Origin of the sequence: Brachybacterium paraconglomeratum, assembly GCF_003994255.1 — a bacterium.
In the GTDB taxonomy this organism is placed as follows: Bacteria; Actinomycetota; Actinomycetes; order Actinomycetales; family Dermabacteraceae; genus Brachybacterium; species Brachybacterium conglomeratum.
In genome coordinates this window covers 140,336-164,920 of sequence record NZ_ML133859.1, presented here as the reverse complement: position 1 = coordinate 164,920, position 24,585 = coordinate 140,336, and the positions used below count along the sequence as shown (strand labels likewise).

Annotated in this window: 20 protein-coding genes; 17 read left to right on the top strand and 3 right to left on the bottom strand. The window is 73.2% G+C overall.

Annotated elements, in window-relative coordinates; genetic code table 11:
- Positions 1-284: 284 nt before the first annotated feature.
- The 13 genes from DS079_RS13775 to DS079_RS13715 all read left to right on the top strand — a co-directional run bounded on the left by DS079_RS13775 (position 285) and on the right by DS079_RS13715 (position 15,187).
- A complete protein-coding gene (locus DS079_RS13775; RefSeq protein WP_126988423.1) occupies positions 285-2,006 on the top strand; it encodes an LssY C-terminal domain-containing protein in 1,722 nt (573 codons plus the stop codon).
- 128 nt (positions 2,007-2,134) lie between these two features.
- Positions 2,135-3,412 (top strand): APC family permease, encoded by a 1,278-nt coding sequence (locus DS079_RS13770; RefSeq protein ID WP_126988422.1) that lies wholly within the window; start codon positions 2,135-2,137, stop codon positions 3,410-3,412.
- A gap of 61 nt (positions 3,413-3,473) precedes the next feature.
- A complete protein-coding gene (locus tag DS079_RS13765) occupies positions 3,474-3,887 on the top strand; it encodes a universal stress protein (protein WP_126988421.1) in 414 nt (137 codons plus the stop codon).
- A 263-nt stretch (positions 3,888-4,150) separates the two neighbouring features.
- Positions 4,151-6,202: a PhoX family protein gene (locus tag DS079_RS13760; RefSeq protein ID WP_126988420.1), complete on the top strand. Its 2,052-nt coding sequence runs from the start codon at positions 4,151-4,153 to the stop codon at positions 6,200-6,202.
- A 458-nt stretch (positions 6,203-6,660) separates the two neighbouring features.
- The gene (locus DS079_RS13755) at positions 6,661-9,723 is read left to right on the top strand and encodes a DUF4040 family protein (protein ID WP_126988419.1); all 3,063 of its coding nucleotides are present in this window, start codon (positions 6,661-6,663) and stop codon (positions 9,721-9,723) included.
- Positions 9,720-10,049, top strand: a complete 330-nt coding sequence (locus DS079_RS13750) for a sodium:proton antiporter (RefSeq protein ID WP_010552323.1) — start codon at positions 9,720-9,722, stop codon at positions 10,047-10,049. The genes DS079_RS13755 and DS079_RS13750 overlap by 4 nt, the downstream gene beginning before the upstream one ends.
- Positions 10,049-11,587: a proton-conducting transporter transmembrane domain-containing protein gene (locus DS079_RS13745; RefSeq protein WP_126988418.1), complete on the top strand. Its 1,539-nt coding sequence runs from the start codon at positions 10,049-10,051 to the stop codon at positions 11,585-11,587. Before DS079_RS13750 ends, DS079_RS13745 begins: the two co-directional genes overlap by 1 nt.
- Positions 11,587-12,105 carry a Na+/H+ antiporter subunit E gene (locus tag DS079_RS13740; RefSeq protein ID WP_010552321.1) on the top strand — a complete coding sequence of 173 codons (519 nt, stop codon included), beginning with the start codon at positions 11,587-11,589 and terminating at the stop codon, positions 12,103-12,105. Before DS079_RS13745 ends, DS079_RS13740 begins: the two co-directional genes overlap by 1 nt.
- A complete protein-coding gene (locus DS079_RS13735) occupies positions 12,102-12,362 on the top strand; it encodes a monovalent cation/H+ antiporter complex subunit F (protein WP_010552320.1) in 261 nt (86 codons plus the stop codon). Before DS079_RS13740 ends, DS079_RS13735 begins: the two co-directional genes overlap by 4 nt.
- Positions 12,359-12,754 (top strand): cation:proton antiporter, encoded by a 396-nt coding sequence (locus DS079_RS13730; RefSeq protein ID WP_010552319.1) that lies wholly within the window; start codon positions 12,359-12,361, stop codon positions 12,752-12,754. The genes DS079_RS13735 and DS079_RS13730 overlap by 4 nt, the downstream gene beginning before the upstream one ends.
- A gap of 101 nt (positions 12,755-12,855) precedes the next feature.
- Positions 12,856-13,776 (top strand): hypothetical protein, encoded by a 921-nt coding sequence (locus tag DS079_RS13725; RefSeq protein WP_126988417.1) that lies wholly within the window; start codon positions 12,856-12,858, stop codon positions 13,774-13,776.
- Positions 13,773-14,120 (top strand): GntR family transcriptional regulator, encoded by a 348-nt coding sequence (locus DS079_RS13720; protein WP_126988416.1) that lies wholly within the window; start codon positions 13,773-13,775, stop codon positions 14,118-14,120. The genes DS079_RS13725 and DS079_RS13720 overlap by 4 nt, the downstream gene beginning before the upstream one ends.
- An 89-nt stretch (positions 14,121-14,209) precedes the next feature.
- Positions 14,210-15,187 (top strand): PhzF family phenazine biosynthesis protein, encoded by a 978-nt coding sequence (locus tag DS079_RS13715; RefSeq protein WP_126988415.1) that lies wholly within the window; start codon positions 14,210-14,212, stop codon positions 15,185-15,187.
- A 53-nt stretch (positions 15,188-15,240) separates the two neighbouring features.
- Here the strand turns inward: DS079_RS13715 and DS079_RS13710 are convergent, their stop codons facing one another.
- Positions 15,241-15,771, bottom strand: coding sequence for a VOC family protein (locus tag DS079_RS13710; protein ID WP_206516173.1), 531 nt, complete (start codon positions 15,769-15,771; stop codon positions 15,241-15,243).
- Positions 15,772-15,855: 84 nt separating this feature from the next.
- On the opposite strand from DS079_RS13710, the gene DS079_RS13705 reads away from it, so the two are divergent.
- From DS079_RS13705 to DS079_RS13695, 3 genes are all read left to right on the top strand, one after another.
- Complete coding sequence (locus DS079_RS13705) at positions 15,856-18,117, top strand: S9 family peptidase (RefSeq protein ID WP_126988414.1); 2,262 nt, start codon at positions 15,856-15,858, stop codon at positions 18,115-18,117.
- A 324-nt stretch (positions 18,118-18,441) separates the two neighbouring features.
- The gene (locus tag DS079_RS13700; protein WP_126988413.1) at positions 18,442-18,900 is read left to right on the top strand and encodes a hypothetical protein; all 459 of its coding nucleotides are present in this window, start codon (positions 18,442-18,444) and stop codon (positions 18,898-18,900) included.
- A gap of 212 nt (positions 18,901-19,112) precedes the next feature.
- Positions 19,113-20,993 carry a serine hydrolase domain-containing protein gene (locus tag DS079_RS13695; RefSeq protein WP_126988412.1) on the top strand — a complete coding sequence of 627 codons (1,881 nt, stop codon included), beginning with the start codon at positions 19,113-19,115 and terminating at the stop codon, positions 20,991-20,993.
- Between the two features lie 138 nt (positions 20,994-21,131).
- Here DS079_RS13695 and DS079_RS13690 read toward each other — a convergent pair whose 3' ends face one another.
- Positions 21,132-21,629, bottom strand: a complete 498-nt coding sequence (locus DS079_RS13690) for a glutathione peroxidase (RefSeq protein WP_126988411.1) — start codon at positions 21,627-21,629, stop codon at positions 21,132-21,134.
- Between the two features lie 189 nt (positions 21,630-21,818).
- On the opposite strand from DS079_RS13690, the gene DS079_RS13685 reads away from it, so the two are divergent.
- Positions 21,819-23,519 carry an HNH endonuclease gene (locus DS079_RS13685; protein WP_126988410.1) on the top strand — a complete coding sequence of 567 codons (1,701 nt, stop codon included), beginning with the start codon at positions 21,819-21,821 and terminating at the stop codon, positions 23,517-23,519.
- 76 nt (positions 23,520-23,595) lie between these two features.
- On the opposite strand, the gene DS079_RS13680 is transcribed toward DS079_RS13685, so the two are convergent.
- Positions 23,596-24,555, bottom strand: a complete 960-nt coding sequence (locus DS079_RS13680) for an aminoglycoside phosphotransferase family protein (protein WP_126988409.1) — start codon at positions 24,553-24,555, stop codon at positions 23,596-23,598.
- Between the last annotated feature and the right edge of the window lie 30 nt (positions 24,556-24,585).

The window sequence follows — 24,585 nt, the reverse complement described above, 5'->3', positions numbered from 1 at the left end:
GACGACGAACTCCGCACCGTTCAGGACATGCTCAACGCAAGACCCCGAGTCATCCTCGACGGCGCCACCCCCAGTGAGACACTCGACGAACTGATCACCACAGTCGCACTCACCGACTGAAGCGGCCGAGTTCATGGCGGTCCATACGCACCACTCGATGCGTAGTCGGACGTCCTGGGCCGCCCGGCCAGCCCGCGACCGGAGGCCGACGAACCGGCCCGCGGCCCTCCCAGCCCGTCCCTCTACGATGGCGGCATGACGTCGCCGAGCACGGGACGCCGGAGGTGACCCCGGCGCGGTCCGCCCGACTGGTGCCGCTGGGCCGTCCGGTGCCCGCGGAGCCGCCGGGCTACGACCACTCCCGCGGGCACACCCCGCGCGGCCGACGTTTCGAGCTCTACGCGCTGCTGGACAACCTCTTCATCGCCGCGGGCGTGGTCGTCGCGATCTGGCTCGCGCTGCTGTACCTGGTCGAGGGCTTCTCCCTGACGCCGGTGCGGCTGCTGTATCTGCTGGGCTTCTGGATCCTGCTCACCTACATCACGCTGCCGCGACTGCACCAGCTGATGACCTGGATCTACCTGCCGGACTACTTCTTCGGCCGCACCCGCACCACCGAGGGCGTGCTCTCGGACCCGATCAACATCGCCCTGGACGGCCCCGAGCGGGACCTCCACGTGGCGATGCGGCGGGCCGGCTGGGTGCTGGCGGAGGAGCGGACACTCTCCTCGGCCTGGTCGATGGTGCGCTCGACGCTGCTGCGACGCTCCTACCCGTCGGCCCCCGTCTCGGACCTGTACCTGATGGGGCGACGCCACGACTTCACCTATCAGCAGGAGGTCGGCGGCACCACGGACAAGCGCCATCACGTGCGCTTCTGGCGGATGCCGCCCGACTTCGTGCTGCCGGGCGGGTACCGCTCGGACTGGCTCGCGGCGGGCACCTACGATCGTGCCGTCGGCTTCTCCTTCTTCACCCTGCAGATCACCCACCGCATCGACGAGAACATCGACGTCGAGCGGGACTACCTCGTGGACACGGTCCGCTTCGCGGATCCGGAGGTGGAGGTCGAGGTCATCGAGGAGTTCTCCACCTCGTACCACGACCGCAACGGGCAGGGCGACCGGTTCCGCACCGACGGCGACCTGCCGGTCATCGACGTGACCGGCGCGGCCTCCCGCTCCGACGGGGCGAGCGCGATCATGCTGCCGCGTCATCGTCCCACCGGCAGCTCGGTGATGAAGTCCCGGGCCCGCGCGGCGACGCAGACGGCGCTGAGCGCGACCCGCTTCGGCGGGCGCCGCACCGAGGTGGCCGACGAGCTGACCGCGCAGTGGCACGGCACGGTCGGGGACTTCCACGAGGTGCTCGCCCGCGCCGCGGACCACCACCTCCCGCCGCCCTCGGTGATCTTCACCGGCTTCCTCGCGCTGCTGCAGGCGGCGATCGTGGCGATCCAGTGGTTCACGCTCGGCTCCGGTGTCGACCTCACCGAGCGCTTCCCCGACGCGTCGCTGATCCTGCCCGAGCAGGGCACGATCTGGGGCGCCACCGCGTTCGCCGTCGCGCTGCTGCTGCTCCAGATCGGGGTGCTGCGCCGCAGCCGCTGGGCTCGGATCGCGCTGATGGCGCTGTTCACGGCCGACGCCTTCGCCCGCCTGGCCGTGGCGACCTCGATGACCGGGGACGTCGCCCACTCGCTGCTGGTGGGCGCCGGCGCCTCCGCGCTCGGCGTGATGGCGATCAGCTCCGACGCCTCCCGCCAGTGGGTTCAGACCCTGCGCCTGGACCCCCGCGAGCGCACCGCGGAGGAGGACGACGACGGGGCGGTCGAGGGCGGGGAGGAGCGCGCGGCCGACGGCCGCGGCGACGGGACGATCGAGGGCGGGGGAGGGCCCGCGGCCGCCGGGTCCACGGACGGCACGGCCGACGACACGGACGACGACAGGGACGACGACCCCGGCCGGGGCGCCGAGGAGGGACGGGCGACGGCGCCGACGCTGTGAGGACGGTCACCGCGGAGTAGAGTGCGTGCACCGCCGTCCGGTCGACCGTTCCGCGTCGGGCGCCATGTCGCGCCCCGCACAGGCTCCGGCGACGGCTCCTGTCCCTGTCTTCCCCGGGAGGAATCCCCATGAGCGAGTCCCACGAGACCGCCCCGGCGAACGCCGGCGACCCCGGCTCCGTCGGCACCGATCACGGCGCTGACCAGCCCGAGCTCAAGAAGGCGATCACGCCCAAGCTCCTGCTGCTGTTCATCGTCGGCGACATCCTCGGCACCGGCGTCTACTCGCTGACCGGCAAGGTCGCCGGCGAGGTCGGCGGCGCCGGCTGGCTGCCGATCCTCATCGCCTTCGCCGTCGCGATGGTGTCGGCCCTGTCCTACGTCGAGATGGTCACGAAGTACCCGCAGGCCGCGGGCGCCGCCCTCTACGTCCACAAGGCCTTCGGCATCCACTTCCTGACCTTCATGGTCACCTTCGCGGTCCTCTCCTCCGGCATCACCTCGGCCTCCACCAGCGCGATCTTCCTCTCGGAGAACGTGCTGAAGGCCTTCGCGCTCGAGGAGCCGCTCGGCGACTCCGCCGGAGCCGTCGCCACCACCATCGCGCTGGTGTTCCTGGCCCTGGTGGCCCTGATCAACCTGCGCGGAGTCTCCGAGTCGGTCAAGGCGAACGTGGTCCTGACCTGCATCGAGCTGACCGGTCTGGCGCTCGTGATCGTCGTCGGCTTCTTCGCCGTCGGCCAGGGCGAGGCGGACCTCTCGCGCGTGGTCCTGTTCGAGACCCAGGACGACAAGAGCATCTTCATGGCCGTGATCGGCGCGACCGCGCTCGCGTTCTTCTCGATGGTCGGCTTCGAGGACTCGGTGAACATGGCCGAGGAGACCGTGGACCCGGTCAAGAACTTCCCCCGCGCCCTCATCGCGGGTCTGTCGGTCACGGGCGTGATCTACGTGCTGATCTCGATCCTCGCCGTCGCGGTGGTCCCGATCGGCCAGCTCACCGAGTCGACCACCCCGCTGCTCGAGGTGGTCAAGGAGGGCGCCCCGACGATCCCGATCGACACGATCTTCGCGTTCATCTCGATCTTCGCGGTCGCGAACACGGTGCTGATCAACATGATGATGGCCTCCCGCCTGCTCTACGGCATGGCGAAGCAGGGCGTGCTGCCGGGCTTCCTGCGCGGCGTGCTGCAGAAGCAGCGCACCCCGTGGGCCGGCATCGTCTTCTCCACCGTGCTGGCCTTCGCGCTGGTCTCGCCGATCGCGCAGCCGCGGGAGAACTACGTGATCGGCGGCGGGCTGCTCGTGGTCGGGCTCCTGCTGTACGTGATCACCTGGTTCTACAACAGCGCGGTGAGAGCCCGCCGCACCCGCTTCCGCCGCCCCGACGACCTCGGCAAGGACTGACCCCGCCGTCGGCCTGCCGTCCCGCCCCGTTCCCTGAGACCCGCACCCCGAGGGAGAACCCATGTCGAAGATCCTGCTGGCCTACGTCCCCAGCGCCACCAGCGAGGCCGCGTTCGACTTCGCGGTCGAGGAGGCCGAGCGCCGTGACGCCTCGCTGCTCGTGCTCGCCTCCGAGCGCGCCCCCGACCCGCGCAAGGCGCGCGGCGTCACCGACCAGCGCCCCCTCCAGGAGCGCCTGGAGGAGACCGGGCTCGGCTTCGAGCTGCGCACGGTCCCCAAGCGCGACGATCCGGCCGACGACATCCTCGACGCCGTCGAGCACGACGACGTCGACCTCGTGATCCTCGGCATCCGCAAGCGCACCCCGATCGGCAAGATCCTCCTGGGCTCGACCTCACAGCGGGTCGCGATCGAGTCGCCCGTGCCGGTGGTGATGGTCAAGCCCGAGGGCTTCGTCGCGCCGACGAGGTTCTGAGGAGACCCTGAGCGGGCCCGTCGGCCCTGCTCCTCGCCCGGGAGACGGCGGCGGTGCCCCGCGCGGCACCGCCGCTGTCGTGCGTCCGGGGCAGCCGCGCCGCGGCCGTCCGATTCCTCCGGGCTCGGTGGATTCCCTTCGCCCGGTGTTCATCTGCCCGTTCCCCGCATGCCGGGAGCGACTCACCTTCGTGACGCACCGTCATCTGGTCCTGCGCATCGTGATGCGCGGGGAGACGAGTACACCAGTGAAGGACGTCATCCATGGCTCTGATCGACCTGCCCCTGCTCATGAAGGACGCGGTGCGCGGCAAGCGCTCCGCGGTGACCTGCCAGCTCAAGTGCGCCAGCCAGTGCGCCTTCGGCCAATGCAACCACTCGGACAACCCGACCTTCCGCGACATCGCCTCCGGCGCGCTGTCCCGTCGTGCGGTGATCGGCGGCTCCACCGCGGCGCTCGCGATCGGCCTGGCCGGCACGCAGGGCGCGCTCGCCGATCCCGGGAACGGGAAGGGCAAGGGGCAGGGCAACGGCAAGGGCGGCGCCGGCCACCGTCCCCCGAACGGCACCAAGCTCACCTTCACGCCGATCGAGCCGGTCGACGCGGCCGTCGACGAGTTCACCGTGCCCCGGGGCTTCGCCTGGCACCCGATCATCCGCTGGGGCGACCCGCTGTTCGACGACGCGCCCGAGTTCGACTGGAACGCCCAGAGCGCCGAGGCGCAGAAGCGCCAGTTCGGCTACAACAACGACTACACCGAGATCCAGGAGATCCCGGGCACCGCCGGCAAGCGCGCGGTGATGTTCGTGAACCACGAGTACACCAACGAGAACATCATGCTGCCGGCCGACACCGACGCCGAGGAGGCGATCGAGATCGGCCGCGCCGCCCACGGCCTCACCGTCGTCGAGCTCGAGCGCAAGAACAAGAACTTCCCCTACCGGTACGTGCAGGGCGCGGAGCTGAACCGTCGCATCCTGCTGGACGACGAGTTCGCGCTGACCGGCCCCGCCGCCGGCTCCGACCTGGTCAGGACCGTCGAGGACCCCGAGGGCCGCACGGTCCTGGGCACCCTCGGCAACTGCGCCGGCGGCCTCACCCCGTGGGGCACCCTCGTCTCCGGTGAGGAGAACTTCCACGGCTACTTCCGCTCCGCCGGCACCTCCGACGCGGAGAAGCGATACGGCCTGCGCGATGCCGCCACCGCTCGGGGCTGGGAGAACGCCCACGACCGCTACGACGCCCGCAACGAGGGCTACGAGAACGAGGTCAACCGCTTCGGCTACATCGTCGAGGTCGACCCCTTCGACCCGACCTCCACCCCCCGCAAGCACACCTCGCTGGGCCGCTTCAAGCACGAGGGCGCGAACATCATCATCGCCGAGGACGGCCGCGCGGTCGCCTACTCCGGCGACGACGAGAAGTTCGACTACCTGTACAAGTTCGTCTCCCGCGACCGCTACGTCGAGGGCGATCGCGAGCACAACCTGACCCTGCTGGAGAACGGCGACCTCTACGTCGCGAGGTTCACCGGCAACTCGCCCGCCGCCGAGATCGACGGCTCCGGCGAGGTCCCCTCCGACGGCGCCTTCGACGGCACCGGCGAGTGGCTGCCGCTCGTGGTCGACGGCGAGTCCCAGGTCCCCGGCTTCACCGTCGAGGAGGTCCTCGTGCACACCCGCCTCGCGGCGGACGCCGTCGGCCCCACCAAGATGGACCGCTGCGAGGACGTCGAGCCCTCGCTGCACAGCCGCCGCGTGTACGTGGCCTGCACGAACAACTCCGATCGCGGCACCGCCGGCAAGGCCGCGGCCGACGAGGCCAACCCCCGCTCCCAGAACCGCGACGGCCACGTCGTGGAGATCGACGAGCAGGGCGACCAGACCTCCACCGCCTTCGCATGGAATCTGCTGCTGGTGGCCGGCGACCCCGCACAGGGCGATCAGACCTACTTCTCCGGCTTCCCGGTCGAGAAGGTCTCCCCGATCTCCTGCCCGGACAACCTCGCCTTCGACTCGGTGGGCAACCTCTGGATCTCCACCGACGGCGCCCCCTCCGGCATCGGCTACAACGACGGCCTGTTCCGCGTCACCCTGGAGGGCGAGGCCCGCGGCCGTGTCGAGCAGTTCCTCTCCGTCCCGATCGACGGCGAGACCTGCGGCCCGATCATCCGCGACGAGGACCGCTCGGCCTTCGTGTCCGTGCAGCACCCGGGCGAGGACGGCGAGTTCGGCGCCCAGCGCTCCTACTTCCCGGACTACGACGGCCAGGGCCCGAAGCCCACGGTCGTGCAGGTGCTGCCCCAGCGCGGCTGACCCCGTGCTGATCTGGCCCTGATCTCGCACTGATCTGCCGCTGATCCGGTGCTCCGCCGGGGCGGGGTCGGCGTCGCTGCGACGTCGGCCCCGCACCACGCCTGAACGGCCCCGCGCGCCCCGCGAGAACCCTCGCGTCGTGCGGGGCCCTCGTGGTGCCCGCGTGCGCTCGGGAACGGCGGCCGGCGGGGCCGCACCGGATCCGACGGCCCGCGCCCTGCCCGACAGCCCCGCGCCCGGCCCGTCGGCCGCCCTACCCCGCGGCCTCGCTGTGAGCCTGCTCACCGGATTCCGTCCTCGCCCGCGGCGCGCGGCCGGGGCGGAGACGAGTTTCTCTCGCACGCGCGCGCGAGGAGCCCGCCCGGCCGGAGAGGTGGCGGCGCGTTGGAGCCCTCAGTCCGCTTCGCTAGACTCCCCGCCATGACCCGCTGTGACGCCGCCGCCCACGCACGTCCGGGGTGCTGACGGTGTCAGTGCTGTGGACCCTGCTGCTCCTCGCCGCGACCGTCGCCGTCACCCCGGTGCTGGACCGGCTGATGGGCCGCGCGGCCTGCTGGGTTCTCGCCGCCCTCTACCTGGCCGCCGCCGCGGCGCTGCTGCCCGCCGCCGCCGCCGTGATGGCGGGCGGGGCCGGTGACCCGGCCACCACCTTCGCCGTCCCGTGGGCGCCGCAGTGGGGCGTGGAGCTCGCGCTGCGGGCCGACGGGATCGGCATCGTCTTCTCGATGATCGCGCTGGTGATCGGCGCGGTGGTGCTCGCCTACTCGGCGCGATACCTCCCAGTGGGCCGCAATCTCAGCTTCTCCCTGGTGATGGCGCTGTTCACCCTGTCGATGGTGACCCTGGTGCTCGCCGACGACCTGGTGCTGCTGTTCATCGCCTGGGAGCTCACCTCGATCGCGTCGTTCCTGCTGATCGCCCGCTCGGGCGCGGCTGGGCAGGCCGCCTCGATGCGCACCCTGCTGATCACCTTCCTGGGTGGCCTGGCCCTGCTCAGCGCCGTCACGCTGATGGTGCTGCGCCTGGGCACCACCTCCCTCAGCGAGGTGCTGGCCGACGGGATCTGGCAGCAGGACCCGGCGTTCACCACGCTGGTCGCCCTCCTGGTCGCGGTCGCGGCGTGCACGAAGTCCGCCCAGTTCCCGTTCCACGTGTGGCTGCCGGATGCGATGGCCGCGATCACGCCGGTCTCCGCCTACCTGCACGCCGCCGCCGTGGTGAAGGCCGGCATCTTCCTGCTGCTGCGCTTCAGCCCCGCCTTCCACGACGTGCCCGCCTGGAACGTGCTGCTGATCGTGGCGGGCCTGATCACCGCGTTCGTGGGTGGGTTCCTGGCCCTGCAGCAGGGCGATCTGAAGAAGCTGATGGCCTATTCGACGGTGAGCCAGCTGGGCCTGATCGTCGCCCTCATCGGCGTGGGCACCGAGTACGCGATCCTCGCCGCCGTGCTGCACACCATCGCGCACGCCCTGTTCAAGTCCGGGCTGTTCATGATGGTGGGCGTGGTGGACCACGCCGTGCACACCCGCGAGCTGCGGCGCATGCCGGCGCTGTGGCGCACGATGCCCGGCTCCTTCGCGGTGACCGTGCTGGGCTGCATGTCGATGGCGGGCCTGCCGCCGATGCTCGGCTTCGTCTCCAAGGAGTCGCTGCTCACCGGCGCGCTCGAGACCGGCGGCCCTGCCTGGGCTCCCTGGGCGGTGGCGCTCGGCATCGCCGGCGCCAGCGTGCTGACTTTCGCCTACTGCGCGAAGATCGTGCTGGGCGCCTTCGTGGACGGTCGTGACGAGGAGCTCCTGGCCCGCGTGGACGGGGAGCGGGCGCCGTCGGCCCCCGGCGCGCATGACGCCACCGGCGCGCTGGTGCGCGCCGAGGACGCCCACGCCCCCGGCCTGCTGTTCCTGGGCCCGGCCGCGCTGCCGATCCTGGTGGGCCTGCCGCTCGCGCTGGTGGTGGGGGTGCTGGACACCCCCGTCGGCCGCGCGATGGACGCCGCCCTGGGCGGCGAGTTCCACCCCCACCTGGCCTTCTGGCACGGGATCACCCCGGAGCTGGGCCTCACCGCCGCCATCATCGCGCTGGGCACCCTGATCGCGCTGGCGCGGGAGCGGGTGCTGCCCGCCCTGGAGGCGCGGCCCTTCCCCGTGGACGGCGCCCGCGTGCTCACGGCGGTGGACCGCCTTGCCGAGCGCGTCGCGGCGGTGCTGGTGCGCCCCATCGCCTCCGACGACCCGATGCGCCACCTGGGCGCGATCCTGCTGGCCTTCGCCGCGGTGGTGCTGGGCTCCCTCGCTGTGCTGTGGGGGGACCTCGCGCCGCTGCAGCAGGGCATGAACCGCGGCATCGACGTGATCCTGCTGGTGCTGGTCACCGTCGCCGTGATCGTGGTGTGCACGCGGCGGGACCGGCTGGGTGCGGCGGTGGCGCTCTCCGCGGTGGGCATCCTCGCCACCGTGCAGATCCTGGCGCTGGGCGCCCCGGACGTCGCCCTCACCCAGCTGCTGGTGGAGTCGCTGACGATCATCGTGATCATGCTGGTGCTGCAGCGGCTGCCGCAGCGCTTCGAGGCCCCGGAGCGGGACGGCGCCCCGCGCCGCTCCCGCCGGCTGGGCGCGCTGCTGGTCGCGGTCCCGGTGGGTCTGGCCGCCGGCGCCGGCGTGTTCGCGTTCATGGGCCGGCGCGGCCGCAGCGAGGTCGCCGAGTATTACATCGACAATGCCGAGGAGATCACCGGCGGCCACAACATCGTCAATGTGATCCTGGTGGAGTTCCGTGCGCTGGACACGCTCGGCGAGCTCTCCGTGCTGGGCATGGCGGGCGTGGCGATCGTGGCCGTGCTCTCCAGCGTGCGTCACATGTTCATCGACCCCGCCCGCGCCGACGAGCAGGTCGAGGCCCCGCACCTGCGCGAGGAGGGCACCTCCGCGCACCGGGCCATCTCCTCGGCCTGGGGCAACGCCGCCGCGCTGCAGCTGATGGTGCGCGTGGTGGGCCCGGTCCTCGCGCTGCTGTCGCTGATGCTGTTCCTGCGCGGCCACAACGCCCCCGGCGGCGGCTTCATCGCCGCCCTGGTGGGCTCCGCGATCGTGGCGCTGCTGTACCTGTCCACCTCGCGGGACCGCCAGATCGGCCCGCCGCGCCTGCCGCTGATGCTGATCGGCGGGGGCGTGCTGGTGGCGCTCGGCTCCGGCGTGCTGGGCTTCCTCCACGAGGGCTTCCTCGAGCCGCTGCACGGCTACCTGCTGGGCCAGCACGTCTCCACCTCGATGATCTTCGACCTGGGCGTGTACCTGGCGGTGCTGGGCCTGGTGATGGTGGCCGTGAACCTGCTGGGGGCCGGCGCCACCACGGGTGAGAAGTCCGGCGAGGGCACCCGTGAGCGCACCGACGAGGCGGTGGAGGGCGAGCTTCCCGGCCCGCTGGACACCACCCGCGGCGAGCCCGCGCGCCGCCGACGCGTCGGGGTGGGCACCGCGCACCTGACCGCCGGAACGAAGCCGAGGGAGGCCGGACGCCGATGATCCTCGCCCTGACCGTGGCCGTGCTCGTGACCGGCGGTGTGTACCTGCTGCTGCAGCGCAGCATGGTGCGCGCCGTGTTCGGGATGACCCTGATCAGCCACGCCGCGAACTTCGCCCTGCTGGCCACCGGCGTGCCCGGCTGGCGGGCCGAGCCGCTCACCGACCTCTCCTCCCGCGCCGAGATGGCCGATCCGCTGCCCCAGGCGTTCGTGCTCACCGCGATCGTGATCACGATGGCGGTCACGATCTTCATGCTCACCCTCGCGGTGATCGGCCGGGACGACGACATGACCGCCTATCCCGACACCGGGGAGACCCACGACTGATGATCCCCGCCGTGAACCCCGCCCTGCTGCCGCTGTTCGTGGTGGTGCCCCTGCTGGGCGCCGCCGCGCTGGTGGTGGTGCGTCGCCGCCCCGTGGAGGTCGCGGTGATGCTGGGCGCCCCGCTGCTGGTGGCGCTCGGCGCGCTGTGGCTGCTGGCCTTCCACCGCACCGTGCCTGTGCTCTCCCACGCCGTCGGCGGCTTCTCCGACGTGCTGGCGATCCCCTTCGTCTCCGACACCCTCAGCGCCGTGATGCTGCTGGTGACGGCGCTGTCCACGCTCGCCGCCAGCGTGTTCCTCGTGCTCACGGGGGAGGCGCGGTACCGTTTCGTGCCGCCGCTGGTGCTGCTGCTGAGCGCCGGCGTGAACGGCGCGCTGCTCACCGGCGACCTGTTCAACCTGTTCGTGTGGGTGGAGGTGATGCTGATGCCCTCCTACGCGCTGATCGCGCTGACGGGCACCTGGCGTCGCCTCGGCATCGGCCGACTGTTCGTGCTGGTCAACCTGCTCACCTCGACGGTGCTGCTGATCGGTGTGGGGTTCGTGTACGGCACCGCCGACACGGTGAACCTCGCCGCGCTGGCCGGTGCCGGCGGCGAGGACCAGGTCACCGCCGCGGCCCTGGTCGTCGTGCTGCTGGCCCTGGCCGTCAAGGGCGGCATGGTGCCGGTGCATTCCTGGCTTCCGCGCGCCTACCCCGCGACGTCGGCCGGGATCATGGCGCTGTTCTCCGCCCTGCACACCAAGGTGGCGCTGTACGCGATCTACCGCATCGTCGCGGTCGCCTTCGGCGACGAGCTCCCGTTCCTCACCGTGTTCGCGGTGCTGGTGCTGGCCACGATCCTGGTGGGAGCGTTCTCCACCGCCGCGGCCACCCGGGTGCGCACCGCGATGGGCCATCAGATGGTCACCGGCGTGGGCCACATCCTGCTGGGCCTGGTGCTGCTCACCCAGCTCTCGGTGACCGCGGGCATCCTCTACCTGGTCCACCACGTGATCTCGATGTCCTCCCTGCTGCTCACCACCGGCGCGCTCGAGCACACCTACGGCTCGGGCCGCCTGGACCGCCTCAGCGGCCTGGCCCGGCGTGAGCCGTGGGTGATGGCCGTGATGGCGCTGGGCATGTTCAGCCTGGTGGGCCTGCCGCCCACCTCCGGCCTGTGGGGCAAGGTGGGCCTGCTGCAGGCCTCCTCCCAGCAGATCACCGGCGGGGACGCCGTGCTGGGCTGGGCGGCGCTGTGTGCGGTGGTGGTCGCCTCCGTGGGCTCGCTGCTGGGCCTGCAGCGGGTGTGGCGCAGATTGGCCTGGGGTGAGGACATGATCACCTACCGGCCGGACGATCCGACCACGGGCCGCGGCGAGGAGCAGCCGCTGCCCGACGAGGTGCGGGTGCCGCGGCGGCTGCTGGCCCCGGGCGCGGCCATGATCGCGCTGTCGATGGCGCTGTTCGCGGGGATCGGCGTCGTGCTGCCCAGCATCGACGTGGCCGCCACGGACCTGCTGGATGTCGAGGCCTACGTCGAGGCGGTGATCGGCTGATGCGCGCCTGGTACACGTTCACCTACGTGCTGTGGATTCTCGGCGAGATCGTGAAGGGCTCCTTCGCGGTGGCCGCCGGGGTGTACAGCCCGCGCACCCGCAGCTCGCCCGCGATCGTGGAGTACCCGCTGCGGGCCACCACGGACCTGGAGATCATCGCGATGGCCTCCTCGATCACGATCACCCCGGGCACGCTGGTGGTGGGCACCGCCCACGGCACCCTCGAGGAGGGCCCGAGCCTGTTCGTGCACGTGCTGTTCGCCGCGTCGCGCGAGCAGGTGGTCGAGGACCTGCGCGAGATGGAGCAGCGCCTGCTGCGCGCCTCCCGCGGGCCGGGCGGGGCCGAGGCGGCGCTGCTCCCGCGCCGGTCGCGCAGTGCGGTCGACGAGCGCTTCGCGGACGGGCGCGCCGTGCGTCGGATCCGCGCCGCGGGCCACCGCACGGGTCCCGGCGGGCACGCCGGGCCGGGCGGGTCCTCGCACGAGCAGTCCCGCGAGCAGGAGGAGGACGAGCGATGACCATCATCCTGTGGACCGCCGTGGTGCTGCTGGGCGCCGCGATCCTGGTGGGCCTCTTCCGGGTGGCCACCGCCCCGGATCCGGCGAGCCGCGCCGTGGTGGGCGATCTGGTGTTCTTCTCCGGCATCGGGGTGCTGGTGCTGATCGGCCTGGTGAACTCCTCCGCCGCGGCGGTGGACGCCGCGCTGATCGCCTCCGTGCTGGGGATCCTCGCCACCGTGGCCCTGGCCCGCATCCTCACGAAGGGGCGCCGATGAACCCCGTGCTCGACCTCGCCCTCACCGTGCTGATCGGCGTGCTGCTGATCGGCGGCGCGTTCTGGATGCTCACCGCCGCGCTGTCGATGTTCCACGCCCGTGATTCGTTCAGCCGCATCAACGTGCTCTCCCCGGCCACCGGCCTGGGTCTGCCGATGATCGTGATCGGCGCCTTCCTGCAGCACACCCGCACCAGCGGCCTGGACCCCGTCGTGCTGGTGAAGACGCTGCTCACCGTGCTGGCGCTGATCATCGTCTCCTCCATCGCCTCGAACGTGCTGGCGCGCGCCGCCTACCTCTCCGGCTCGCCCGTGGACCCGCGCACCGCCCCGCAGGACCTCGCCCGGGCGCCGGGCGAGGGGGAGCAGGAGCCGCACAGCGAGGAGCGCTGAGCGAGCAGTCCGGGGACGGCAGCGGCGCGCGCGGCACCCCAGGTGTATCAAACGGCTGATACGGTGTGTGTCACTGCACTGGTACACCGCGGAGGTTTGGCATGACCTGGACGCTGTTGTGGATGCTGCTCTGGCGACACCTGGCCGGGATCGTGCTCGGTGCGCTCGCGTGGGCGGTGCGCCGTCGCGGGCTCCCTGCGCTGGAGGCAGGTCGTGCCATGACGGCGGCGGCGGCCGGCGGGGCCGTGGTGCTCCTGGCGGCCTGCTCCGTGCTCGGGGCGATGCCGCTGTGGGTCGAGGCGCCCCGGGAGGTCTGGTCAGCCGTCTTCGGGGCCCGCTACGCGCTGCCGCTGGTGCTCGGGCTGGCCGCCCTGATCGCGCTGGGCGCCGTCCGCCCGCACCGCGCGCCGTCCGCGGGGGCGACGCTCGCGCCCCGCACCTGGCGCTCCTTCCTCGAGGTCCGCTGGCTCTCCGCTCTCCTCCTCACCCTCGTGCTCGTTCTCGTGCTCACGCTCGCCGCAGGCACTGCCTCCCGGCCGGACGAGGACGGCGAGTACACCCGTTACGTGGTCCACGTCGGCTCGGGCACGCTCGGCACGGGCATCTACGGATGGCACCACTCCGCCCTCCCGCTGGTGCTGCTGATGCCGCTGGGTGCGGCCACCTGGTGGGCCCTGTCCAGGATCGCGCGCCCGCCGCTGGCCGAGGCGGAGCCCGCCGACACGGCGAAGCGTCGGCGGCGCAGCGCGAACGTGGCGCGGGTCGCGCTCGGGGCGCTGCTGCTGCACCTCGGCACGATCCTGACCTCGCTGGCGAACACCTCGCGGCTCTCCGGCACCTTCTCCGGCGGGGATCGTGGGCAGTTCTCGATCAGCACGCCGTTCGCCGCCCTCTCGGGCGCGCTCGACGTGCTCGGGGCGGTGGCCGCCTGCGCGGGCTGTGCGCTGTGGGTGTTCACGGCCCTGACCGCCGTGCCCGCGCCGTCCGTCTCCCGCTCGCGACGCAGCGCGGTCCCGTCGTGATCCTCGCCCTGAGCCCCGAGGGCGGGAGCCCCGCCCGGCAGATCCACGATCAGATCAGCGGCCTGATCACCACGGGCCGGCTGGGCCGGGGCGAGCGCCTGCCCTCGGTCCGTCAGCTCGCCGCCGACCTCGCCGTCGCCCCCGGCACCGTGGCGAAGGCCTACCACTCGCTGGAGGCGGACGGCCTCCTGGTGACCCGGGTGGGCTCGGGCACTCGGGTCAGCGACGACGCGGCCCCGGTCTCCTCGGCCGTCGCGCAGGCGGCGCGCCATCTGGCGACCGCCGCGCGCGACGAGGGCCTCTCGCTCGAAGACGTGCTGCGGGTGCTGCGCAGTTCGTGGTGAGGGAGACGCGCAGCCATGTCGTGCCGCCTCGGCAGGACAGGGCCCGTTCCGGCGGCGTGCAGAGGGTCGACCGGGGAAGGATGGGGCCCATGACCGTCGCGCCCGCCCCGCCTCGCCGCCGCCCGTTCCTCCAGCTCGACGTCTTCGCCGAGGCGCCCCAGCGCGGCAATCCCCTCGCCGTGGTGCTCGAGGCGGAGGACTTGGCCGACGAGGACATGCAGCGCATCGCGCAGTGGACGAACCTCTCCGAGACCACCTTCCTGCTGCCGCCCACCATGGCGGAGGCCGACTACCGGGTGCGGATCTGGACTCCCTCGGGCGAGCTGCCCTTCGCCGGCCACCCCACTCTCGGCACCGCCCGGGCCTGGCTGCACGCGGGCGGCGTCCCGTCGGGCGAGCGGATCGTGCAGGAGTGCGCGATCGGCCTGGTCGAGGTGCGGCGGAGCGAGGTGGGGCATGACGCGGGGCTGGACGACGTGCGGTGGCTCGACACGGCGGGGCCGTCCGACGTGCGGCGGAGCGAGGAGCCGGCGGGGGAGCGCCTCGCCTTCGCCGCCCCGCCGCTGCTTCGTGAGGGCCCGCTCGCCGAGGACGAGGTGGGCCGCATCGCCGCGGCCCTCGGCATCCCGCGCGCCGCCGTGCGCGGCCACACCTGGGCGGACAACGGCCCGGGCTGGCAGGTGCTCGAGCTCGAGGACGCCGAGCAGGTGCTCTCCCTCGAGCCCGACGTGGCCGCGCTCGGGAACCGGAAGGTCGGCGTGATCGGGCGCCGGGGGAGCGGGCAGCGGGACGCGCTGGGCGATGCGTCCCCCGATCCGGACGCCGCGCCGCTCTACGAGGTGCGGGCCTTCGCGCCCGTCGGCGTGGAGGACCCGGTCACCGGCAGCCTCAACGCCGGGATCGGCCAGTGGCTCGTCGCTCGCGGAGAGGCGCCCGAGCGCTGGACCGCCGCGCAGGGCACGGCGCTCGGCCGCGAGGGCCGGGTCCACCTCGAACAGGCGGGCGACGGGACGCTGTGGGTCGGTGGGTCGACGGTGCTCACCGTCGAGGGCACGATCCTGGCCTGAGCGCCTGAGCGCCTGAGCGCCTGAGCGCCTGAGCGCCTGAGCGCCCGACCCCGTCAGCTCTCCCCGGGAGCGACGAGCCCCTCCATCGCCCGGCAGATGCTCGCATGCACCTCGCTCTCGCCCTCCTCGGCCGCGACCTCCGGATCCCACTCGAGCTCCGGCGCGTCCTCGTCGGCCGGGCCGAACAGCCACCAGATGTTGTGCCACGGGTCCTGGAACCTCGCGATCGTCGAGCCGTAGAACGGCGAGACCTCGGTGATGACGCGAGCGCCCCGCTCCCGGGCGCGGCGCAGCACCTCCTCCGGGTCCTCGACGTTGACCTGCAGCATCGCGGGGGTGAAGGGCCAGTCCGGCTTCGAATCGACGACCATCAGGCAGGAGTCGCCGATCCGCGACTCGGAATGGATCAGGAGCCCGTCGGTGTCCACGGCATGCGCCTCGGGGGTCTCGACCGCGTCGAACACGGCGGCGAGGAAGGAGTGGAAGCCGCGGGCCCCGTCCGGGCCCTTCACGATCGCGAAGGAGTTGAGGCTGCCGTAGCCGCCGGTGAGGCGAGAGGTCGGGGTGAAGAGCGTGGTGTCCATGCCTCGATCCTTCGCCGTCGGGCGGACAGCTCCCGTCCGCGAAGTGTCGTCCTGTCGGAGCCGCGTTCTGCCTACGCTGGTCCCATGGTGACGACTCTCCCGTACGGCTCCTGGCCCTCGCCCCTGACCGCCGACCTCCTCGCGACCGGCGGCACCCGCCTGGGCTCGCCGCGCCTCGTCGGCCGGGAGGTGTGGTGGACCGAGGGGATCGCGACCGAGGGCGGCCGCCAGGCGATCGTCCGCACCGCGGGTCCCGTCGCGCTCCCGCCGGCCGGGGGTGCCGAGGGGCCGCCCGCCCCGTCCGTGCCGGCCGACCGTGTCACCGTCCTGCCCGCCCCCTTCAACGCCCGCTCGCGCGTGCACGAGTACGGCGGGTCGAGCTGGAGCGTCGTCCCCGCACCGGGCCCGGACGGGCAGGGGCCGCTGGTCGTCTTCGTGAACTTCGCCGACCAGCGCGTCCACGCGCTGCGCGAGGGGGAGCAGCCCCGTCCGCTCACCCCCGTCGGCCCCGAGGTCGAGTCCGCGCACGGGCCCTCGCTGCGCTGGGCGGACCCCACCGTCGTCACCCTCGCGGACGGCACGACCGAGGTGTGGTGGGTGTGCGAGGATCACGCCGGCCTCGTCGGCCGCACCGCCGGGGCCGACGGCTCGAGCCCTGACGGGGGCGCCCCGCACCCCGATGCCGAGGTCACCCTGCCCATCGACGTCGACGGCGCCCCGCACATCGAGCGCAGCATCGTCGCCGTGCCGCTGGACGGCTCCGCCGCGGAGGATCCCGCCGCCCTGCGCCGCATCACCCCCGCCTCCCGCTTCGTCGCCCACCCGCGCCTCAGCCCCGACGGCACGCACCTGGCCTGGATCAGCTGGGAGCACCCGCAGATGCCCTGGGACGGCACCGAGCTGCACGTCGCACCGCTGCTCGACGGCAGCGCCGGGGAGGGCGAGATCATCGCCGGCGGCACCGACGTCTCGGTGCTCCAGCCCGAATGGCTCGACGACGAGCGCCTCCTGTACCTCTCCGACGTGACCGGCTGGTGGAACCCCTGGACGTGGTCGTCGGCCGACGGCGCCCGCCAGGTCCTCGAGCGCGAGGAGGAGTTCGCGGGACCGATGTGGGCGCTCGGCACCACCTGGTACCAGGTGCTCGACGCCGACCGGGCCCTCGTCCAGCACGGCCGCGCCGCGACCTCGCTGTCCGTGCTGCGGATCAGCACCGGCGAGCTCGCCCCGCTGGACTGCCCGCTCACCGAGGTCGGCGGCATGCAGCGACGCGAGGACGGGCTGCTCGTCCTCGCCGGCGCCTCCCCGACGGCGTTCGGCGCGATCCACCTCGCCGAGCTGCGGCTCGAGGAAGAGATCGCGCAGGCCGATCCGTCGGCCGACCCGTCCGACGCCGCGCCCGCGGCCGCCTCGACCGGCGGTGCTCCGGCGGCCGGACGAGCTCCGTCGGCCGCGCCGTCCCTCTCCCCGCTCACCCTGCTGCGCTCCTCCCGCGACGACGCCCCCGACCCCGGTCTCCTGCCGGAGGCGGAGAGCATCGAGGTGCCGCTGGCGGACGGCGGAGTGGTCCACGCGATCGTGCACCGTCCTCGTCAGGAAGGCCTCGCCGGGCGCGAGGGCGAGCTGCCGCCGTTCATCGCGCAGGTCCACGGCGGTCCCACCGCGCACGTCCCGCCGGTGCTCTCGCTGCCCGTCGCCTACTACACCTCCCGCGGGCTCGGCGTGGTGGTCGTGAACTACGGCGGCTCCAGCGGCTACGGCCGTGCCTACCGCGACCGGCTCAAGGGCCAGTGGGGCGTGGTCGACGTCGCCGACACCGTCGCGGTGATGGAGCACCTGGTCGCCGAGGGGATCGCCGACGGGGAGCGGCTCGCGATCGAGGGCGGAAGCGCCGGCGGCTGGACCACGCTGGCGTGCCTGACCCGCACGGACGCCTTCGCGGCCGGGGTCTCCAGCTTCGGCGTCGCCGAGCTCGAGCAGTTCCGCCTGGACACCCACGACTTCGAGTCCCGCTACATCGACGGGCTCGTCGGCCCCTATCCCGAGCGGCGGGACCTGTACGTCGAGCGCGCCCCGCTCAGCCACGTCGACGAGCTCGAGGTGCCGGTGCTGCTGCTGCAGGGCGACGAGGACCGGATCGTCCCGCCCAGCCAGTCCGAGGCCTTCCGCGACGCGCTCGCCGCCAAGGGCATCCCGCACGCGTATCTGCTGTTCGAGGGCGAGCAGCACGGCTTCCGGAAGGCGGAGACGATCGTGACGGCGATCGAGTCGTCGCTGTCCTTCTACGGGCAGGTGCTGGGCTTCAGCCCCGCCTGCGTGCCCGTGCTCGCGCTGGAGAGGAACTGAGGGTTCGGTGACCGCGAACCGGGGGCGGGGGAGACGATGACGGATCCGAGCACGAGCGGCGACGGGCACCAGGCCTACGAGCCGGGAGCTCCCCCGCCAGGGCCGGGAGCGTCGGGCGCCCAGGGGCCGGGACCGGGCTGGCCGGGGCCGGTCGGCCCGGAAGCCCAAGGCCACCGGGCCTACGGGCCGGGAGCGGGCGGGTGGAGTCCGGGCGGTCCTGCACCGGTGCCTCCGCCCGGCAGCGAGTCGTGGCCGCCGCGCGGACCGGTCCCGCCCGCGCTGTCCGAACCTCCGGTCCGCACGGCGTACGCCCTGATCGCGGTGATGGCCGTGATGGTGCTCAGCGGCCTCGTGCGCCTGCTCCTGGAGCTGCTCATGGCGGGTCGGCCCCTCGAGACGTGGACCGGGCTGCTGGCCGACCCCGGCGGTCGGGCCACGTTCGGGGCCGTCGTTGCACTTCTGGCGCTCGGAAGCCTGGCCCTCTGGGTCGCGGCGCTGGTGCTGTCGATCATCGTGATCGTGCATGCCCGTCGCGGGAGCCGGCTCTGGATCGGCGGGGTGCTCGCCATCGCCCCGGTCCTGCTCGGTCTGCTCTTCGGCATCGACGTCTCCGGTGACCTGGACCGATTCCCCGACGGCGTCGTGCTCGTCGCCCGAATCCTCGAGATCCTCGGGGACCTGGTGGTGGCGGGGCTGAGGGCGGCTTCGATCGTCCTGCTGGCGCTCGGCCTGCGCGAGGTGCGGGCGGCCCAGCGGGGGAGCGACCCCGTCGGCGGTCGCTGACCTGCGGAGCCGACGACGAGCCCGTGCCCCCGCACCCGGCGTGTGGCGGTTGCCACACGCCAGGGCCGGGGATAGGTTGGTCGGCGGTGCGCCAGGCTCCCGACCAGGGGGAGCGGAGCCTGTGTGCCTCCCGGTCCGACCAGCGGAGACGGAGGTGCGGCGTCATCGAGGACGCCCCCGGCCGCGCGACGGACCCGATGCGAAGGAGCCCCATGGACCAGCCCGGCACCGACCAGAACGGCACCGATCAGCCCCGCACCGATCAGCCCGGCATCACCCGTCGCGTCGGCCTCACCGCCGGGGCGCTCGCCGCCTGCACCGGAGCCGTCGGCCTCACCACCGCCGCCCACGCCATGGGCGATCCCTCGCCGCGCAAGGAGCGCCCCGAGAAGCAGGCCGCCGCCTCCGCTCCCGGATGGCGGCCCGGCGGACCCCACCCCCACCCCTGGAACCGGCGCGGCTCCTCGAAGACGCTCGAGGAGGTCGAGCCCGCCGACGTCGGCCTGGACGCCGACGTGCTCGCCCAGCTGCCCGGCATCCTCCGCGCCGGCCTCGACAACGACCCGCCCCGCTTCTCCGGCGCCACGCTCCTGGTCGCCTCGCAGCGCGGCATCGCCTACGAGCACGCCGACGGGTACGCGCTGCGCTGGCAGGACGCGAGCACCGAGCTGCCCGAGGCGGAGCGGATCCCGACGCGCACCGACACGATCTACGACCTCGCCTCGATCTCGAAGATCTTCACCGCCACCGCCGTCATGCAGCACGTCGAGGCGGGGCTGCTGTCGCTCGAGGACCGCGTCGCCGACCACCTCCCGCGCTTCGCCGAGAACGGGAAGGGCGAGGTCACGGTCCAGCACCTGCTCACCCATGTCGGCGGACTGCCCGCCTTCATCAACCTCTACTCCGCCTTCCCGGACATCCCCTCGCGGATCGACGCGGTGCTCACCGTCGCGCCGAGCACCCCGCCCGGCACGAAGTACGTCTACTCCGACCTGGGCCTGATCACGCTCGCGCTCATCGTCGAGAAGCTCTCCGGGACGAGCCTCGACGCGTACGTGCGCGAGCACATCACCGGCCCGCTCGGGATGGACGAGACGATGTACAACCCGCCCGCGGAGCTGAAGGACCGCATCGCCGCGACCGAGTACGTGGAGTACTACGGCAGGCTCGTCCACGGGCACGTCCACGACGAGAACGCCTACTCCCTCGGCGGCGTCGCCGGGCATGCCGGGGTGTTCTCCACCGCCCGCGACCTCGCCGTGTTCGCGCAGATGTTCCTGCACGGCGGGATCTACGGCGGGGCCCGCATCCTCCAGCCCGACACCGTCGAGTCGATGTTCACCGACCGCATCGCCGGGATCACCGGCGTCGGCGGCGCGCGGCGCGGCCTCGGCCCCGAGCTCGAGGCCTGGTTCTACCACGCAGGCCTGACCAGCCCGTACAGCGGCGTGCACACCGGTTTCACCGGCACCTCGCTGGTCATCGACCCGCTCACGGCGACGGTCGTGGTGCTGCTGACGAACTCGGTGCACCCCACCCGCGAGTGGTCCACCACCTCGGTCACCCGTCGCGAGGTCTCCACCTGCGTGGCCCATGCGCTCGGGGTCGTCCCCGAGAGCGTGCGGTCAGGCTGGCGCGCCGGGGACCGTGACGCCGCCACGGCGACCCTGGAGATCTCCGCGGACCTGCCCGGCCGCGAGCCCGTGCTCGAGGCGGAGCTGTTCGCGCACCTCGAGACCGCCTACGACCTGCTGGTCCTCGAGGTCTCGGCCGACGCGGGAGAGAGCTGGACGCCCCTGCCGGGCCGCCTCACCGCCCGCCACCAGGAGCCGGTCGAGATCCCCGACGGGACGATCACCGGCTGGGGCCGGCGCGTGGCATGGACGGGGACGTTCCCGCTGGTGGACACGTCGGGTCCGCTCTCGGGCGAGGTGCAGGTGCGGCTCGCCCTGACCACCGACGGCTCCACACGCGGCCTCGGAGCCTGGGTGGGGCGGCTGCGGGTCCTGGACCGGAGACAGGTGCTCGTGGACACCGATCGGCCCGAGGACCGGGACGCCGTCGTCGCCGACGGGTGGTCGCTGCCCGGGTGAGCCCGGCGGCGCCGGGCCGACGGCCTCGGGGCGAGGCCGTCGGGTCCGCGCCCGAGGTCGTCACGCACTGAGTCGTCGCGCCCGGAGCCGTGGTGCCCGGAGCCCTCGGGGTCGGCACCCCGGCCGGCCGTCGGCCGCTCAGGCGCCGAGCGCGGCTTCGATGTCGGCCGCGATCTCCTCGGGAGTGGTCTGGGGCGTCCAGCGACGCAGGACCTGCCCGTCCCGGTCCAGCAGGAACTTGCCGAAGTTCCACTCGATGTCGCCGGCGGGGATCTTCAGCCCGCCCTCGAGCTCGTGCTCGGCGGTCAGCCACTGGTACAGCGGGTGCGCGCCCTCGCCGTTGACCTCGATCTTCGAGAACATCGGGAAGGTGACGCCGTAGTTGACCTGGCAGAACTCGGAGATCTCGTCGTCGGTGCCGGGCTCCTGGTTGTTGAACTGGTCGCAGGGGAAGCCCAGCACGGTGAGCCCGCGGTCGGCGAAGCGCTCGTGGAGGGCCTGCAGCCCCTCGTACTGCGGGGTGAGCCCGCACTTGCTGGCGGTGTTGACCACGAGCACGACCGAGCCGAGATGCTCGCCGAGGTCGTGCTCGGTGCCGGAGAGGGTGGTGGCGGTGAAGTCTGCGAGAGTCGTCATGCCTCCATTGTGGGACCCGGGGCTGGGCGGTGGGCGAGGCCGGCGTCGCCTGGGCGCTGGACCGTTGCTCCACTCCTCACCCCGCTCTCGTCTGCGCCCCTACCGCCGACCGTTCCTCCACACCGCCCCGCCGTCCCCATCTCCGGCCCCTGCCTGGCCCTCCGGCACCGGCGCCGGAAGCATGGAGGCATGACGAGCGCACCGTGGTTCCCGGGCTCCTCGGGGGAGGACGCCCCCGAGGAGACCCTCGCCGCGCTGCGCCGCACGGACCCCGTCGGCCTCGCCCAACACCTCGGTGACCTGGCGTTCCTCCTCCAGGGGCTCGCCGGCGACCCCGCAGAGCTGTTCACGACCGAGGGCCGGGCGCGCCGAGAGTTCTCCGACCTGCTCGGCGCGATCCAGGCCTCCCGCGGGGCGCTCGACTCCCTCGAGGCCCGCGCCGTGATCGCCCTGCAGGAGACCACGCGCCGCGAGCGCTGGGAGCAGGCGCGCGACGATGCCGCCCACGAGGATGCCGCCACCCCCTCGCGCAGCCGCATCGAGAAGGAGGCCGACGGCTCGACCGTCACCGACATCTCCCTGATCACCCGCCGATCCCCGCACATGGCCGGCCGCACCCTCGCCTCCGCCCGGCGTCTCGTCGCGACCCTCCCGCGGATCATGTCCGCGCTGGCCGCGGGGCAGATCGGAGGGGACGCCGCCTACGCCGTCGCCGACGCCTCCGCCGTGCTGGAGCCGGACCTCGCCCGCGAGGTCGATCGGATCCTCGGCGAGCGGCTCCCCGAGCTCGACGGCGCGGGCACCCGCAGGTGGCGGGACGCGGTCGCGACCGTCGCCGGGGAGCTCGACCCGGAGGGTGCGGCGCTGCGCCACCGCCGGGCGCGCAGGGACCGCCACGTCACGATGACCCCCGGCCAGCACGGGATGGCGACCCTCACGGCGCGGCTCTCCGCTCTCGACGCCCAGCAGATCCGCCGCCGCCTCAGCCGCGAGGCGGAGCGCCGACGCGCCGCGGGGGACCGCAGCGGCCACTCCGCCGTGATGGCGGACGCGCTGGTCGATGCGGTGCTGCGCCCCGAGGAGGGGGCGCCGCCGGTCACTCTCGAGGTCGGCGTGATCATCACCGACCGTTCCCTGTTCTCTCCGGACGCGGGCGACGTCGCCCACCTCGAGGGCTACGGCGCCGTGCCGGCCGAGGCGGTGCGCGAGCAGCTCCTGGCCTGCACGACTCCGCCCGCTGCGGGGGAGCGCGATCCCTTCGGCCCCGACGGCGAGGACGTGCGGGCGACGCTGCGACGCCTCTACTCCCATCCCACAGCCGACGAGCTCATCACGATGGACGCCGCCTCGCGGCCCTTCCCTCCCGCGATGCGACGCTTCCTCAGCCGGCGCGACACCACCTGCCGCGGACCGTTCTGCAACGCGCAGATCCGCCAGTACGACCACATCGTCCCCGTCTCCCGCGGAGGCCCCACCAGCCTCGACAACGGACAGGGCGCCTGCGCACACTGCAACAAGAAGGAGCAGCTCGCCGCCCGCGTCGAACGGGTCGAGAACCCCGCCCTGCCCGGGCACCGGGTGCGCTGGACCGGACACTCCGGCGCAGTGCGGGAGACCGGGCCGACGCCGCTGCGGGGGCCATCGGGCCGGAGCGGATCCTCGGGACGAGGCGGGGCGTCGGGCCGGGAGGGCTCGTCGGGGCCCGACGGCACCTCGGGGCTGGAGGGCCTGTCGGGGCCCGATGTCACATCGGGGTTGGAGGGCCTGTCAGGACGAGCTGAGTCGTCGGACCAGGGCGCAGCATCGGACAGGGGTGCGGCGTCAGGACGAGCCGATGAGCCGGGAGGCGCGCCCGACGACGGCCCGAGCGGTGAGGAGCGGCGGCTCTAGAGCGTCACTCGACCCCGCGGGCCGCAGGGACCCTGGAGCGTCACTCGACCCCGCGGGCCGCAGGGACCCTGGAGCGTCACTCGACCCCGTCGGCCGCGAGGCGGAGCGCCGCCGATGCGGCGTCACCGAACTCCCCGGCCTCCTGCACGCAGCGGGCCAGCAGCCACCGTCGGGTCCGCCGACGATCCAGCCCCGCGAGGTCAGCCATCCGATCGGCGAACGCCCCCGGATCCGCGACCAGGCGCTCCCCGTCGTTGAGCATGTGCTGCAGCACGTCGTAGTGCGGATCGCCGATGTACGGCTTCGGATCGATCATCAGCCACCGCTCCGGCCCGTCATGGGTGAGGATGTTGCCCGGGTTCAGGTCCGTGACCAGCAGGATCTGCTCCCCGTCCCAGTCCCGGGGCAGCGCGCGGAACAGACCGAGGCCGTGCTCGACGAGCCCCGACGGCAGCAGCGACGGGACGGCCTCGGCGTGCCGCCGGGCGGCGCTGTCGGCCCACCACGCGCACATGTCGGCGAGCGGCCGGAACGAGGACGGGGCGGGGGCGGTGGAGTCGGTGACCGGATCGTCGTCCGCACCGAGCAGCTCGTCGACCGGGACACGGAGCCGACGCAGCACCGCCGCGGCCACCTCGTCCCGCTCGGGCCAGGTCAGGCAGCGCACGAGCGGCACCCCGGGCCGCACGTGCTCCATCAGCAGAGCCGCCGTGTCACCCCGCCGCTCGCTGCGCAGCAGCTGCGCCGCCCCGAGCCCCTGCCACGCCCGCATCCCTGCCGCCTCGTCGCGGGACTCCTCATGCGCCCACGCCACCTTCAGCACCCGCTCGTCCCCGTCGGCGGTGCGCACGGGCGCGACCCAGGCGCTCGAACCGCCCGGTCGGAACGGCGGCAGCGCCCTCAGCTCCCACCGCTCCAGCACCTCGTCGACCAGCGCGGGAAGGCGGGCGAGCCACGCGCGCAGCGCCGGGTCCTGCGCCGCCCGAAGCCCTTCCGGGAGCGGATGTCCCGCGACCAGCGCAGCCGGTGAGCTCACGAGGAGAGCACCCGCTCGGCGCACAGCACG

What these genes read in the sequence shown, in the direction of transcription:
- DS079_RS13770 (WP_126988422.1), top strand. Translation starts at nt 2,135, where the DNA reads ATGAGCGAGTCCCACGAGACCGCCCCGGCGAACGCCGGCGACCCCGGC.
- DS079_RS13765 (WP_126988421.1), top strand. Translation starts at nt 3,474, where the DNA reads ATGTCGAAGATCCTGCTGGCCTACGTCCCCAGCGCCACCAGCGAGGCC.
- DS079_RS13760 (WP_126988420.1), top strand. Translation starts at nt 4,151, where the DNA reads ATGGCTCTGATCGACCTGCCCCTGCTCATGAAGGACGCGGTGCGCGGC.
- DS079_RS13750 (WP_010552323.1), top strand. Translation starts at nt 9,720, where the DNA reads ATGATCCTCGCCCTGACCGTGGCCGTGCTCGTGACCGGCGGTGTGTAC.
- DS079_RS13745 (WP_126988418.1), top strand. Translation starts at nt 10,049, where the DNA reads ATGATCCCCGCCGTGAACCCCGCCCTGCTGCCGCTGTTCGTGGTGGTG.
- DS079_RS13740 (WP_010552321.1), top strand. Translation starts at nt 11,587, where the DNA reads ATGCGCGCCTGGTACACGTTCACCTACGTGCTGTGGATTCTCGGCGAG.
- DS079_RS13735 (WP_010552320.1), top strand. Translation starts at nt 12,102, where the DNA reads ATGACCATCATCCTGTGGACCGCCGTGGTGCTGCTGGGCGCCGCGATC.
- DS079_RS13730 (WP_010552319.1), top strand. Translation starts at nt 12,359, where the DNA reads ATGAACCCCGTGCTCGACCTCGCCCTCACCGTGCTGATCGGCGTGCTG.
- DS079_RS13725 (WP_126988417.1), top strand. Translation starts at nt 12,856, where the DNA reads ATGACCTGGACGCTGTTGTGGATGCTGCTCTGGCGACACCTGGCCGGG.
- DS079_RS13715 (WP_126988415.1), top strand. Translation starts at nt 14,210, where the DNA reads ATGACCGTCGCGCCCGCCCCGCCTCGCCGCCGCCCGTTCCTCCAGCTC.
- DS079_RS13710 (WP_206516173.1), bottom strand. Translation starts at nt 15,771, where the DNA reads ATGGACACCACGCTCTTCACCCCGACCTCTCGCCTCACCGGCGGCTAC.
- DS079_RS13705 (WP_126988414.1), top strand. Translation starts at nt 15,856, where the DNA reads ATGGTGACGACTCTCCCGTACGGCTCCTGGCCCTCGCCCCTGACCGCC.
- DS079_RS13700 (WP_126988413.1), top strand. Translation starts at nt 18,442, where the DNA reads ATGGCCGTGATGGTGCTCAGCGGCCTCGTGCGCCTGCTCCTGGAGCTG.
- DS079_RS13695 (WP_126988412.1), top strand. Translation starts at nt 19,113, where the DNA reads ATGGACCAGCCCGGCACCGACCAGAACGGCACCGATCAGCCCCGCACC.
- DS079_RS13690 (WP_126988411.1), bottom strand. Translation starts at nt 21,629, where the DNA reads ATGACGACTCTCGCAGACTTCACCGCCACCACCCTCTCCGGCACCGAG.
- DS079_RS13685 (WP_126988410.1), top strand. Translation starts at nt 21,819, where the DNA reads ATGACGAGCGCACCGTGGTTCCCGGGCTCCTCGGGGGAGGACGCCCCC.